Source organism: Novosphingobium sp. PhB165, from assembly GCF_004341845.1.
Classification (GTDB): Bacteria; Pseudomonadota; Alphaproteobacteria; order Sphingomonadales; family Sphingomonadaceae; genus Novosphingobium.
Map to the genome: position 1 here is coordinate 1 of NZ_SLVB01000020.1, position 12,452 is coordinate 12,452.

The following is a 12,452-nucleotide window of genomic DNA, read 5'->3' on the forward strand; positions in this document are numbered from 1 at the left end:
CTTTTCGATGACAAATCGGTTCGAGTGGCAGACTTGCCTGTCCACTGATCAAGATTGAGCCTTTCCTAAACAGGCCATTCCTGGAGTGCCGGCACTTGCCGGCCCGAAGGGCCGTATGTGGGACATTGCGGACATGACTTCCGTTGCTAAAGTCGTACGATGTCTCTTGAGATTGCTATCCCGGTCGCTCTTTTCGGCGTACCGATCTATGATCGGCTATTAACCTCGCACGCTGCGTCATTCATGCCCAGCCTCAGGTACAGCTATACGCCGTTCACTAGGCTTAGATGGTTGAGTTGCATCGTTCTTTTGATCGGTACTTTCATCACGTTCTTACTGGCCGAGCCTCCGGAGCAGAGAATCTGGGTGGGATTACCGTGGCTGGCTGCGATGTTCTTCCATGGTGTTGTTGCCATGGCCGACCTAGTTCGGCAACGGCGGGACGCAGCTACTAGGCCTCACGGCAACTAACCCCAGCAAAGCCGAATGGCAGGCTTTCAGCGTTTTAATCGGAAATCTGCCATTCCGGACACGCCGACATTGCAAATACTCTGCGGGCGTCAATGCTCGTCAAACTCCGCGCACAGTGTAAGGTGTTTCCATGTATCTGTTGCCTATCGCCGTTGCGGTATCACTCGCAGCCCTTGCACAAAGTGCTACGATTGACTGCCATGCCCGGCCGTCCGATTTTTTGAGTGGCGAACAATACTGGAGCGGCATACCAGCGGACGTGGAAACTCCGGTGAAGAACCGGATTTATGTCCTGAAGTCAGGGGAAATTACCTAGAACCATTACCCCCTTACTATTGATGAGCTGGATTATTTATTAAAGCAAGTTCGCAACTCCGGTTATCACCCCCTGACCCAATTTGAGTGGGATGATAGAGCCCCGTGCAGTAGCATTGAACTCGTGCGCAGCATGATGCGACAGCGGCTAGGATGCGCCCATTCACGAAATTGTATGGAAGGGGCGGATCCGCGAGCAGTGCTTCCGCCTAGCCGCCCCTAACGTCCGCTTCCCCAACTTTCCGACTTTGAGGGCGCCTGATTCGGTTGCCGAGAGAGGTCGGTCATTCAGCCGAAGGGCTGCTTTTCAAGATTTTAACCTGCAAGGGGCCTGTTCGGAGCCGCCGACATAGCGGTCGCCGCGATCTAGCGGTATCAAGGGGCTACTGGGAGAGCAGCCTTGAGCATGACGTTCTTAATCACCATCGGTTCAGCCGTTATCATCGCGTTGCTCGTCGCCGATTTTCTGTTCTATCGTTTGATAATCCGGGCCTTGTTCGCACTGGTTGACCGTCTGCCACCTTACCGGCCGGGCGGGCGCTACCGATCACAAGCGGAACCCGAAAAGTATGCGTCACTGCGCAGGCCACGGAACGGCAGCTAACCCCAAACATGCCTGCCATTCGGCTCGCTCAGCGGCATCCTGAACAGCAGACATTCCGCGCGCCATCCAAACTCACGCAAATCCGCGATTTTCGGTGTATGTTACTGTTGGTAGACTTAAAATATCGAGGAATTCGCCTTTGGACGGCCTAAGGTAGACTTAGGCCGTCATTCCACTAAAAGTGACATTTCCGCACTCGCCGACCTTGCGATCAGTCGGCGGTCGAAGCAAACTCCAGCAATGACAGCCTATGCAGCAGTTGATCCGGCTATAGACGCTTGGGCGCAAGCGACGGTCAAAAAGCTCTTTACCGACTGGGCGGATCAGCCCGCTAGGTTCGCTTACCTGCCGGGACTACGGCCGTTCGAGTGTTTTCAAATCTCAATAGACCCGCCCTTTTGCCGGTCGTATTGTTGTATCGGCTCGATCCGTCGATACCGATGACGAAAGCGAGTTCGATGAGTGCTGGGAGGGAGCAACTGACGCGCTTCCCATTCTCCTCGCAAAGGCGACCGCTACTGTTCAGAAGTGGGTGCACCGTCCAACGGTGAACGGCGGCTAACCCCGACAAAGCGGAATGGCGGATTTTCGGAGTTTTAACGGAAAACCTGCGGTTCCGGAGCCGCCGACGTTGCGGACCTATTGCCATCGCATTACCCCCCGTGTGGGGAGTTCAAGATGGTAGATGATGTAATCGCCGAACGTATGTTCATGGTTGATGGCTGCGAGGTTTTTTGCAGGTTCTTTAAGCCGGAACGGGATGGAAGCGATTTCTCCTGTCGCTACGTCATAGATTGGCCCGATAAGGCAAAGGCTCGCTACGTCCTTGGCGTTGACAGCATTCAAGCGCTGCTGCTTGCGATGCAGTCCGCCCACGTAGATCTCTTAATGGTGCGGAAGGATGATGGAGCCAGCGTTATTTGGCTGGACAGGGAAAGCTTAGGCCTGCCGCTGTCTCAAGGCCTTCGAGACTTGGATCCAGACGGTTATTTCTGAGTCAGTCCCCCCCGACATGCCGGTCATAGAGATGGCATCGCGAGCGCACTGAATTCGGAAGGACAGCATTGCGCGATTTCAATCCAAAACCGGCCATTCCGGACACGCCGACGTTGCGGACATGGGTGACAGCCGATACGCCGCTTCCGACGGGGAGGCGCGGATGAGGCTTATTGAATTAATTGCGCGGGCGTCGGGGTGGACCGCCGAGATTACTACGATCTACGTCACTGAGCCGTGGTCGTGTGAAGCCGAGGCAATTCTCGTATCACCTGCGCCGGACACTACAGAGCCGACGGAACGGGACGGTAGGCGCTACTGCTATTTTCTTGAGACCTTTATCGCTCGTGAGGTCTTGGATTGCCTTGACGGCGCCCCCGCAGAACGGTGCGAACGGTTGATCGACTACGCGCGAAGCGACGCCTGACCAGCGTCCGCTCCCCCAACAACTAGGCTGTAGGACGGATGCGGCATCTGGCCAGAAGTCGACTGTCTTCTTTCAAGGCTTAAATCTGAAAGCGGGCCGGCGGTAGAGCCGCCATTGCAGAAATTTCGAGTTCGTGGACATGTCTGGCCTAAATTCAACTTAATGGAACAAATTGGCGATGGGTACGAGAAGTGTTGGAACCACATATCAAATGCCCACTCCGGAGGGCCTAGCTTATCTTCAGCATGTGGGTTGCCATCCAACCTTCGGCGACGTGATTGCGGTGTTTGACGACATCGATTTAACGCATTTCCGGTTTTCTATTTTGTTTCCAATTGGATCGGCCGCGAGACGGAAAATGGTCACGCGCCTAGGCCGGGCCGATATCCCCCAGCGCTTTCAAAAACTCATCATGCGATACCCTTTGGGCCCCCTCGGGCAACCAACCGGGTGGATGATCGTGGACGGCGAAGAGAGACACCGCACGGAAGTGCTAACAGCCGAGCAGAAACTCTATGTGCTGGCTTTTGCGGTCAACCTCGCCAAGCTTGAAGAACTGATATCGTTAGGTTGGACAGAAGGGCAGCCGTTCCCCGACTGAGAAATCCAGAGTTGACGAGCATGTCTGCTCTCTCCAACTTTTCCGCCGTTAAGGGGAAAAGAGGTTTTTGGTTGATGTTTGCCGAACTGGATGCTGATCTCAATGGTGACCCAGTCCTGGTCGCGGGGCCTGCACTTGAAAGTCAGATAGACGCTATTCAAGCATTCGCGGGATTTCCGCTGTCTCCTAGCTACCGTGAATTTGTGAAGCGGTTCGGCGCCGCTCTTGTGGGTCCATATCCCGTCTATGGAAGTGGTGCTTCTGATGCCATGAGCAAAGACGATGCTTCTGTAATTGATGTTACCAAGCGCTTCAGATCAGATGGTTGGCCCTATTCTGACAGGTCGCTGGTCGTTTCGACTGATCACGCGGGAAATGCGATCATGTTGGATGAAAAAGGTTCGATTCATCGGTACGACCATGATGCAGGAACGATCGAATTTATTTCGTCGTCGTTCGAAAGCTTCGTGCAATGGTGTCTTACCAAGTAATCGAACGAGTGTCCGCTTCCCCCAATTTCCGTCATTCAGCGCCTGCTCAGGGACTTCCCGATAGCTGCCAATCGTTCAGGCAATTTGTCCTGGCGGCGTAGCAATGCAGACCGACCGCTTTCGGGATCATCAAAGCAGCTGCCGAATGACTGAATCGGGCGCGTTGCTGACCTGAGCGTCACGCCGAAATCGGCCCTGCATGCCGCAAAAAGTCAATGGCATGCACTCCTCACTCTATCGAGGACAGGATTTCCCCTGCCCGGATCGTCAACGCGACTTTTGAAAAAGTTGTCACATCCAGCGCCGGGTCGCCATCGAGCAAAACCATGTCGGCTGCCTGTCCCGGCACGATCCGGCCCCGCTCATGGGATTGGCCGAAGCGCCGCGCCGGGGCGGTGGTGAGGGTCGTCAGCACATGACGCCAGTCCATCGCCTGTCCCAACAGACGGTACTCCGCGCTTGGGTCGAACACATCCATGAAGCCGGCGTCAGTGCCAAACAGCACTTCGCCACCGCCTTCACTCAGCGCGCGCACCTGCTGGACGACAGTGGCAACCGGCGTGCTGTCCGATGGATAGACTTCGAACAGCATCATCGTCGGCACCAGCGCGACATGGGCTACCACCAACTTGCGCACTTGCGCCGCATCCCAGGGCCCCGCGATCGGCGTTGCATGGGCGAGCACATCGACGCCGTTCTCCACTGCCGCGTTCATGCCCTCGTTATTGGTGGGATGTGCGAAGACCGGCAGGCGATGGCGATGCGCTTCGGCCGTCAGCGCGCGGATCTCGTCGGCCGGCATGACCATCACCTCTTCAGCACCAAGGATCGCGCCGGTGAACAGCTTCACGCCATCGACGCCCGCCTCCGCCTGCCGATCCAGTCGCGCCACGGCTTCCGGCGTCGAGCGTATCTCGGGGATCGCGATATGCTCGGCCTCATAGACCGGCCGGGCATAAACCGGAGTGCCATCCTTCGGAAAGAACGGATCGCCCACCGTCAGTATCTGCGGTCCGGCAATGCGACGCTCCGCGATCATACGGCGGAGCGTTGTGGCGCTGGCGGTGCTGGAGGTGAGATCGAAAACCGTGGTGAAGCCCCAACGCGTGAACATGTCGCGCAGTTGCCCCTCCAGCTTGGCAGGTTCTGCCACTTTCGGATGGAGCAAGTCATGCGTCATCAGATGGACGTGGCTGTTCCAGAACCCCGCGACGAGCGTACGCCCCGTGCCCGAGACGACCTCCAGCCCCTGTGGCACCGCCACCTTCCCGCGCTGCCCGACGGCTGCAATCCGGCCATCGCGGATGATCACGACACCATCGTCGAGCGCCTTTGCCTGCGGATCGGTGTAGATCCGCGCGCCAATTATGGCGAAGTCCTCCGCCAGAGCAGGTTCACTCATACACCACGCGGCCAGACACGCCGCGACCATTGCCAGTCTATTCATGCACACCCCTGTCGGCCACCGCACCGCGGCCAGCAGGCAATGGAGCGCAATGCGGGGCGGGGCGCAAGCTAGCATCCACCCCCGGCCAATGAGCGCGCAGGAGAAAACGCGAGGCTTCTGGCAACGACAGCCTAAGGGAAAGCCGCTAGTTTGGTTGAAGATCTGAGATGGGCGCCTTTCCGTCGTCGACCCTTGTCGGCCATTCAGCTGCCGATACTCCGTTCCCAGATACGGTCGGTCCGCTTTATCATTCTGAACGCCGAAGGCTGGCCGTGAAGAGACTGGCGGCTTTCGGATGGTGGTGGCGAAATAGCTGTCGTTCCGGAGCCGCCAACATTGCAGTCATTGTCAGCGCGCCAGATCGAGCTAACCTGATGCGATGATCGAGTTTGAGCTTCACGCCGCTGCCTGGAAGTCCTCGGATGATTTTTATCAGGCGCTGCTGCCCGTTCTGGGAGCGCCCGATTGGCATGGACATAACCTCGACGCCTTAGAGGACAGCATTTTCGCGGGCGAGATCAACAAAGTGGATCCGCCGTTCCGCATTGTCGTCTATGGCGCCAGCAATCTGCCGGTCTCTCTCAAAGCGACCTTGTTGAAGACGGCTCAAATGTTCAAGGAAGGTCGAAGGGTATCGGGGGCTGACGCATATTTGGAGCTTCGACCTTAGAGGCTGTTTGGAAAATCGGTGACAGGGGTTGCCGAGTGGATCTGTGTCTGATTCAGGCTGCGCATGTGGACCCAGCATAGCCGAGGGCGAATGGCCCAGATTGCCAAGAAGACGAAGCGTTATCCCAGTGATCTGACCGATGAGGAATGGGATCGCCTAGCGCCCCTGATGCCCAGGCCGGGCCGCCGGGGACGTCCACGCGAAGTGGATTTTCGCGAGGTGATCAACGCCGTGCGCTACCTTGTTCGTTCGGGCTGTGGCTGGCGAATGCTGCCGATCCACTTCGGGGCATGGCAGACTGTCTATGGCTGGTTCCGGGAATTGGCTCGCAGGTTCCTGTTCCAGACAATCCACGACATCGAACTGATGCTCGATCGCGAGCGCCAGGGGCGGGAGGCCAGTGCGAGCGCAGCAGTGATCGACAGCCAGTCGGTCAAAGCACCATCGGCAGAAAAGCGTGGGTTCGACGCAGGCAAGAAGGTTGTCGGACGCAAACGACACATAGCCGTCGATACCGATGGACGGTTGCTAATGGTCAACCTGACCACTGCAGACATCTCGGACTGCGCGGGTGCCCAGACTATCCTGGATGGAATCCGCAAACGCTGGCCCTGGATCAAACATCTCTTCGCCGATGGCGCCTATGACCGCCTGAAACTCATGGACAAGGCCAGCTATCTGGATTTCGTCGTCGAGGTAATCCGGCGCAGCGATCAGCAGCGGGGCTTCAAGGTCCTGCCCCGGCGATGGGTCGTCGAGCGGACCTTTGGCTGGATGATCCGATGGCGCCGATTGGTCCGTGATTACGAGAAGCGCATCGACGTCTCGCAGGCCATGATCCTCGTCGCCATGGGCGGGAATCTCCTACGCCGAAACGCTCACCCCTGATTTTCCAAACAGACTCTTACGCCCCCGCCAAGGCGATCCCATACCCGCGCAATAAGATTGCAATCCTTTGCACAACATCGACACGATCGCTGCAAGCGCGAAACATGCTTGACACATTGTGATTTAAGATATCGTATACCGTGTACTACGCGGAACAGCGCGTGGAACAGGGAGCATTATCAATGGCTTTTCAGAGGTCCTCCGCAGCGCGGCTGCGGACTCTGCTGATGCTGGGCAGTTTCGGCATCAGTTCGGCAGCATTCGCCCAGACACTTCCCGCCGATGCGGACAAAACCCCCGCTGCAGCGAAGGCCGACGACATCGTTGTCACCGGTTCGCGCATCCGCCGCGCCGCCACCGACAGCCCCGCGCCGATCGCCGTGGTCGATGCCGGTCAGATCAAGGCCGCCGGCACGCAGAACATCGCGGACGTCGTCAACCAGCTGCCCGCGCTTTCCATCACCCAGACCAACCAGACCAGCAACCTGGCCGGCAATGCCGGCGTCAACGCACTCGACTTGCGCGGCATGGGCACGCAGCGCACGCTGGTCCTCGTCGACGGTCGCCGCCAGGTAGCGGCCATTCCGGGCACATCGGCGGTTGACCTCAGCAACATTCCCTCCAGCCTCGTCCAGCGGGTGGAAGTGATCACCGGCGGCGCTTCGGCGCTTTACGGCGCGGATGCCGTGGCCGGCGTCGCCAACTTCATCCTCAAGAAAGATTTTTCGGGGATCGAGGCGAATACCCGCTACAGCGCATCGACGCGCGGCGACATGGATACGTACGGCTTCGACCTTCTCGCCGGCGCCAATTTCGCGGACAATCGCGGCAATGTGACCGTCTACGGCTTCTTCGAGAACACGCCCGGCACCGTCAGCGGTTCGGACCGCCCGTGGACGGCGGACGGCTATCCGATCTATGCGCGCACCAGCAGTTCGACGCCCTATTTCATTCAGGACCACGTCCGCAACATCAACTCGTCGGACTCGGCGCAGCTGGTGCTGGGCGGCAAGCTCTACTCGGTCGATCGCACCACCGGCGCGCTGCGCGATCCGATCCTTGGCCCCGGCGGCTTCGTCAACGCCGTGCCCACCAATCTCAATACCGCCACCGATCCGCTCGGCACCTTGCTGACCGACGGCGGCGAGTACAATGGCCGCTACGACGGCTGGTTCCTCTCCGTCCCCTCGCAGCGCATCAACACCCGCGTCTCGGCCAGTTTCGAGGTGAGCGACGCGCTCAAGCTCTATGCCAACGCGACGTACGCGCACAACACGTCGCAGGCGGGCTTCCTGCAGATGACCGCCTTCGGCACCGATGTCGTGCCGGCGGACAGCCCCTACATCACCGACGCGATCCGCGCGGCCAGCGGCGGCACCGTGCCCGACGGCGGCGTCCAGTTCGCCCGCCGTTTCATGGAACTGCCGGCGCCGCGCACCGATTACGACCGCACGCTGTTCCAGGCCGTGGCCGGCGCCGACGGCGATTTCACGCTGTTCAACAAGCCGTGGAACTATTCGACCTACTACTCTTACGGCAAGACCACGCAGCGCGTGCGCGACGTGAATTCCACCGCCTACGACCGCTGGTACATGGGGCTGGACAGCACGACCGACGCGAACGGCAACGCCATCTGCCGCAGCACGCTGGACGATCCGGGCAACGGCTGCGTGCCGATCAATCCGCTGGTCACGCTGACCCCGGAAATGATCGACTACGTCACCTATACCTCGCACTGGTCGAAATCGACGCTGACCCAGCAGGTGCTTTCGGGCTACGTCTCGGGCGGGCTGTTCGATCTGCCGGGCGGCGCGGTGCAGATGGTGTTGGGCGCGGAATACCGCAAGGAACGCAACGACATCGGCGCGATCCCCGAATACAATCCCGACAGCCCGCTCTACGATCCCTCGATCGGCACCACCGCCGGCACGCTGGTGGGCAAGTACTCGGTCAAGGAAGTCTACGGCGAACTCCACGTGCCGATCCTGAAGGCCGTGCCGTTCTTCGAAACGCTGTCGGTCGACGGCGCGCTGCGTCTGTCGGACTACAGCACGGCCGGATCGACCACGACCTGGAAGTTCGGCGGCGAATGGGCCCCCATTCGCGACATCCGCTTCCGCGCCACATATGGCCAGGCGGTGCGCGCACCGAACATCGGTGAGCTTTATACCGCCAACAGCATCTCGGGCCTGTGGATCACCGACCCGTGCAACGCCTACAATCTGGCGAACCGCGCGACGCGCACCCAGTACACCGCCGCCAACTGTGCGGCGATCAACCCGGCCGATACCGCCAGCTACTGGCTCTATCGCGACATCATTTCGAGCGGCAACCTCGACCTGAAGCCGGAAACCGCCAAGACGCTGACGGTGGGCGCGGTGCTGCAGCCACGCTTCATCCCGGGCTTCTCGTTCACGGTCGACTACTACAATATCGACCTGCGCAACGCGATCGACGCCTTCGGCGCGCAGACGCTGATCGAGAAGTGCGTGGACCAGCCGACGCTGGACAACATCTTCTGCCCGCTGATCCAGCGCGATGCCAATGGCAATCTGGAATCGGTGAACACGCAGAAGCTGAACCTGGCGCAATACCTTACGCGCGGCATCGACTTCGGCCTGGGCTACGCGTTGCCGCTGGAACGCATCGGCCTTGGCGCCAATGCGGGCACGCTGTCCATCGACGCGAACTACACGCGCCTGCTCAACCGCCGCTACACGCTGGATCCCACCGATCCGAACTCGATCACCGAATATGCCGGCGTGTTCGGCTCGCCCAAGTGGAAGGGCGTGGTCCGCACGAACTATTCGCGTGAAGGGTTCAACTTCACGTGGACGCTGCGCCACTTCTCGCCGATGAAGGCCAGCACTTCGATCACCGCCGACAAGTACAGCAAGGTCTGGACGCCGAACGTCTTCTACAACGACTTCTCGGCCTCCGTCCCGCTGACCGACTTCCTGGAACTGTCGGGCGGCCTCAACAACGCGTTCGACCGCAAGCCGCCGCGCATTCCGGGCGCGGAAGCCGGCGGCGCGAACTTCGAGCTGAGCTATCAGTCCGGCGTTTACGACGTGATCGGGCGCACCTTCTTCCTCAGCCTGCGCTTCCACCGCTGATCGCGGCCGGAAGCATCGATCTAGCCCCGGATCCGCCTTGTCGGGTCCGGGGCTCTGCTTTCATCGAGAGTTCCCCTCATGACTGTCAAGCCCGCGCGGCAGCTTGCCCTGGCGCTTTCCATCTGGGTTCTGTGCACAGCCGCCGCTCCGGCCGAAACCGGCGACGCGGTTCGCGGCGAAGCGGTCGGCCCGGTTCCGGCTTCGCTGGGGCTCGATCCGTTCTATCGCAAGTTTGTCGACGCCGGGGGCATCCCGGTCGTCTCCTCCGCGAAAGTGCCTGACAAGGCCTTGCTGATCGCGCGCGACATCGTGCTGGCCGAAACCAACGAACGTCCGGACATCCGCCGCGAACTGGTCCGCAGCGGCGCGCGCGTCGGCGTGATGGCGAACGACGAAGGCACGATGGACCTGCCCGAGCAGCGGGACTGGAAGAAGCCGGCCATCGACGACGAACGGCTTACCCCCTGCGAGCGACAGAACTACGCCCGGATCGCCGCAATGACGGACGCCGAATACTGGAATAGCCGGGCACGCGGAATGGGCGGGCTTTATACCACCGGCGCGGCCGAGAACCTGCTGGCGGTGCCGGGAACGCGCTATTTCGGCGAGAACATCCTGGTTCACGAGTTCTCGCACAACATACTTTCCGCGATCGAGCACGTCGATCCGCCGCTCTATGCGCGGGTTGAGGCTGCCTATCGCCATGCGCTGGACCATGGCTTGTGGAAGGACGACTACGCCTCCGTCACGGTGCAGGAATACTGGGCCGAAGGAACGCAGTTCTGGTTCAATTCCAACAAGGCCTATCGCACCGACGGCAGGGTCATCGTCGCGTCGGCCGACCTGCAGGACTATGATCCGCTGCTCTATGCCGTGCTGGCGGAAGTCTATTCGCCCAGCCACCGGATTGCGGCGGACGCGTTCTACGACCATCCGGCCAGGCTGACATTGCCGCACAAGCCGGCGAAGGCGGCCTGCTGAGAGACCGTTTGAAAATTCGCGAAATGCGAATTTTGCGGCACCGGCCCTCTCCCGTTCCGAAGAACACGAAAAGGTCCGGGGGACCTTTTCGCTGAGGGGGCCTACCACCCATCGGTAGTATCCTGCAGGCGGTAGGGTGGAGGAGAGGGCCGGTGCCGCCTCAAAAATGCCGCTGCGGGCATTTTTCAAACGGACTCTTAGTCCAACAAAGCGGAATGGCAGATTTTCAGCATTTTTAACCGGAACGCTGCCATCCCGGAGCCGCCGACAGAATGGACATTCCCCAGCGTAACTTGATATGGGCGATCAAGCGGGATGTGGTGAATTTAGCGTGTGCGGAGTTTCTAGGATGCCTTCTCCCCGGACAGATAGATTGCGGGATTTTACCAATGTCGCCCTGTTGCTTGCGGTTGCTTTAGGAGCGTTTGCAATCATTCCGTTCTATGTAATGGATGATTTGGGGCGAGGGCGAATTGCAAGCTATTCAGCATTTTGCGTGTTTTTGATCGCTTACGCTACTTATGAGATGCGTGACAAGGCTTGGTATTTTCCCACGATGGTTGGCATCTTAGGAATTCACCTCCTCATAATTTTTGCTCTTCCTAAATATATTATCGGCGGATTTTTGGTTGGCTTGTTCCCGCTGGCTGCAATCGACGTTTTTGGGATGATTTATTTCCTGAACAAGTTCGATAAAACATAATTGAGGGTGACCACTAACCCAAGCATTCCGTTCATGTGGCCGCTTACCAGCGCTCCCGAAAGCAGAATGGTTGATTTTCAACGTGACAACCGGAAACTTGCCGTTCCAGATTCGCCGACATTGCAGGCATTGAAAGATCGTGGGAGGGCGACGAAATGAGCTATCGCGTCTTCCCCGCCCTGAGCGCCACTTTTTTCGTTTCGATGCTTGCTTGGTCGCTCTGGTCTGGTCAAATTTCACTGATGTGGGGCTCATATCGCCGCGACAAGAGCCCGATCATGTTTTGGCTTATGGCTACCGTAATCGTCGTATACGCTGTACTCTCGGTACTGGCTATGATTGCCTGATGGTAATGTCCGCTCCCCCCAACATGCCTGCCATTCGGCTCGCTCAGCGGCATCCTGAACAGCAGACATTCCGCGCGCCATCCAAACTTACGCAAATCCGCGATTTTCGGTGTATGTTACTGTTGGTAGACTTAAAATATCGAGGAATTCGCCTTTGGAGGGCCTAAGGTAGACTTAGGCCGTCATTCCACTAAAAGTGACATTTCCGCACTCGCCGACCTTGCGATCAGTCGGCGGTCGAAGCAAACTCCAGCAATGACAGCCTATGCAGCAGTTGATCCGGCTATAGACGCTTGGGCGTGTCAGGCGCCATGCAAAACTGGGCCGGTAGCGACAAATAGAACTGGGCCCCCTCCTGAATGAGGAGGGACTGATGAGTAGCCTGGATAATGCGA

Annotated in this window: 11 protein-coding genes; 10 read left to right on the plus strand and 1 reads right to left on the minus strand. The window is 58.9% G+C overall.

Features of this window, described 5'->3' with window-relative positions:
• Nucleotides 1-1,186 precede the first annotated feature (1,186 nt).
• From EDF56_RS25585 to EDF56_RS25600, 4 genes are all read left to right on the plus strand, one after another.
• A complete protein-coding gene (locus tag EDF56_RS25585) occupies nt 1,187-1,390 on the plus strand; it encodes a hypothetical protein (RefSeq protein ID WP_132392971.1) in 204 nt (67 codons plus the stop codon).
• 678 nt (nt 1,391-2,068) lie between these two features.
• Complete coding sequence (locus EDF56_RS25590; RefSeq protein WP_132392973.1) at nt 2,069-2,386, plus strand: hypothetical protein; 318 nt, start codon at nt 2,069-2,071, stop codon at nt 2,384-2,386.
• 638 nt (nt 2,387-3,024) lie between these two features.
• A complete protein-coding gene (locus tag EDF56_RS25595) occupies nt 3,025-3,414 on the plus strand; it encodes a hypothetical protein (RefSeq protein WP_132392975.1) in 390 nt (129 codons plus the stop codon).
• A 20-nt stretch (nt 3,415-3,434) separates the two neighbouring features.
• Nucleotides 3,435-3,905 carry an SMI1/KNR4 family protein gene (locus EDF56_RS25600; RefSeq protein ID WP_207905125.1) on the plus strand — a complete coding sequence of 157 codons (471 nt, stop codon included), beginning with the start codon at nt 3,435-3,437 and terminating at the stop codon, nt 3,903-3,905.
• A 229-nt stretch (nt 3,906-4,134) separates the two neighbouring features.
• Here the strand turns inward: EDF56_RS25600 and EDF56_RS25605 are convergent, their stop codons facing one another.
• The gene (locus tag EDF56_RS25605) at nt 4,135-5,307 is read right to left on the minus strand and encodes an amidohydrolase family protein (RefSeq protein WP_165912404.1); all 1,173 of its coding nucleotides are present in this window, start codon (nt 5,305-5,307) and stop codon (nt 4,135-4,137) included.
• 424 nt (nt 5,308-5,731) lie between these two features.
• Between EDF56_RS25605 and EDF56_RS25610 the strand changes: the two genes are divergently transcribed.
• From EDF56_RS25610 to EDF56_RS25635, 6 genes are all read left to right on the plus strand, one after another.
• Nucleotides 5,732-6,022, plus strand: coding sequence for a barstar family protein (locus EDF56_RS25610; protein WP_132392979.1), 291 nt, complete (start codon nt 5,732-5,734; stop codon nt 6,020-6,022).
• Between the two features lie 63 nt (nt 6,023-6,085).
• Nucleotides 6,086-6,910: an IS5 family transposase gene (locus EDF56_RS25615; RefSeq protein ID WP_132392981.1), complete on the plus strand. Its 825-nt coding sequence runs from the start codon at nt 6,086-6,088 to the stop codon at nt 6,908-6,910.
• 182 nt (nt 6,911-7,092) lie between these two features.
• Nucleotides 7,093-10,026: a TonB-dependent receptor gene (locus tag EDF56_RS25620; RefSeq protein ID WP_207905134.1), complete on the plus strand. Its 2,934-nt coding sequence runs from the start codon at nt 7,093-7,095 to the stop codon at nt 10,024-10,026.
• Between the two features lie 78 nt (nt 10,027-10,104).
• Entirely contained in the window at nt 10,105-11,007 is a 903-nt protein-coding gene (locus EDF56_RS25625; protein ID WP_243652861.1) for a glycoside hydrolase, read from the plus strand.
• Between the two features lie 298 nt (nt 11,008-11,305).
• Nucleotides 11,306-11,710 carry a hypothetical protein gene (locus EDF56_RS25630; RefSeq protein ID WP_165912405.1) on the plus strand — a complete coding sequence of 135 codons (405 nt, stop codon included), beginning with the start codon at nt 11,306-11,308 and terminating at the stop codon, nt 11,708-11,710.
• 155 nt (nt 11,711-11,865) lie between these two features.
• Entirely contained in the window at nt 11,866-12,057 is a 192-nt protein-coding gene (locus EDF56_RS25635) for a hypothetical protein (RefSeq protein WP_132392985.1), read from the plus strand.
• Nucleotides 12,058-12,452: the final 395 nt, after the last annotated feature.

What these genes read in the sequence shown, in the direction of transcription:
- EDF56_RS25590 (WP_132392973.1), top strand. Translation starts at nt 2,069, where the DNA reads ATGGTAGATGATGTAATCGCCGAACGTATGTTCATGGTTGATGGCTGC.
- EDF56_RS25595 (WP_132392975.1), top strand. Translation starts at nt 3,025, where the DNA reads ATGCCCACTCCGGAGGGCCTAGCTTATCTTCAGCATGTGGGTTGCCAT.
- EDF56_RS25600 (WP_207905125.1), top strand. Translation starts at nt 3,435, where the DNA reads ATGTCTGCTCTCTCCAACTTTTCCGCCGTTAAGGGGAAAAGAGGTTTT.
- EDF56_RS25605 (WP_165912404.1), bottom strand. Translation starts at nt 5,307, where the DNA reads ATGAGTGAACCTGCTCTGGCGGAGGACTTCGCCATAATTGGCGCGCGG.
- EDF56_RS25610 (WP_132392979.1), top strand. Translation starts at nt 5,732, where the DNA reads ATGATCGAGTTTGAGCTTCACGCCGCTGCCTGGAAGTCCTCGGATGAT.
- EDF56_RS25615 (WP_132392981.1), top strand. Translation starts at nt 6,086, where the DNA reads ATGTGGACCCAGCATAGCCGAGGGCGAATGGCCCAGATTGCCAAGAAG.
- EDF56_RS25620 (WP_207905134.1), top strand. Translation starts at nt 7,093, where the DNA reads ATGGCTTTTCAGAGGTCCTCCGCAGCGCGGCTGCGGACTCTGCTGATG.
- EDF56_RS25625 (WP_243652861.1), top strand. Translation starts at nt 10,105, where the DNA reads ATGACTGTCAAGCCCGCGCGGCAGCTTGCCCTGGCGCTTTCCATCTGG.
- EDF56_RS25630 (WP_165912405.1), top strand. Translation starts at nt 11,306, where the DNA reads ATGGGCGATCAAGCGGGATGTGGTGAATTTAGCGTGTGCGGAGTTTCT.
- EDF56_RS25635 (WP_132392985.1), top strand. Translation starts at nt 11,866, where the DNA reads ATGAGCTATCGCGTCTTCCCCGCCCTGAGCGCCACTTTTTTCGTTTCG.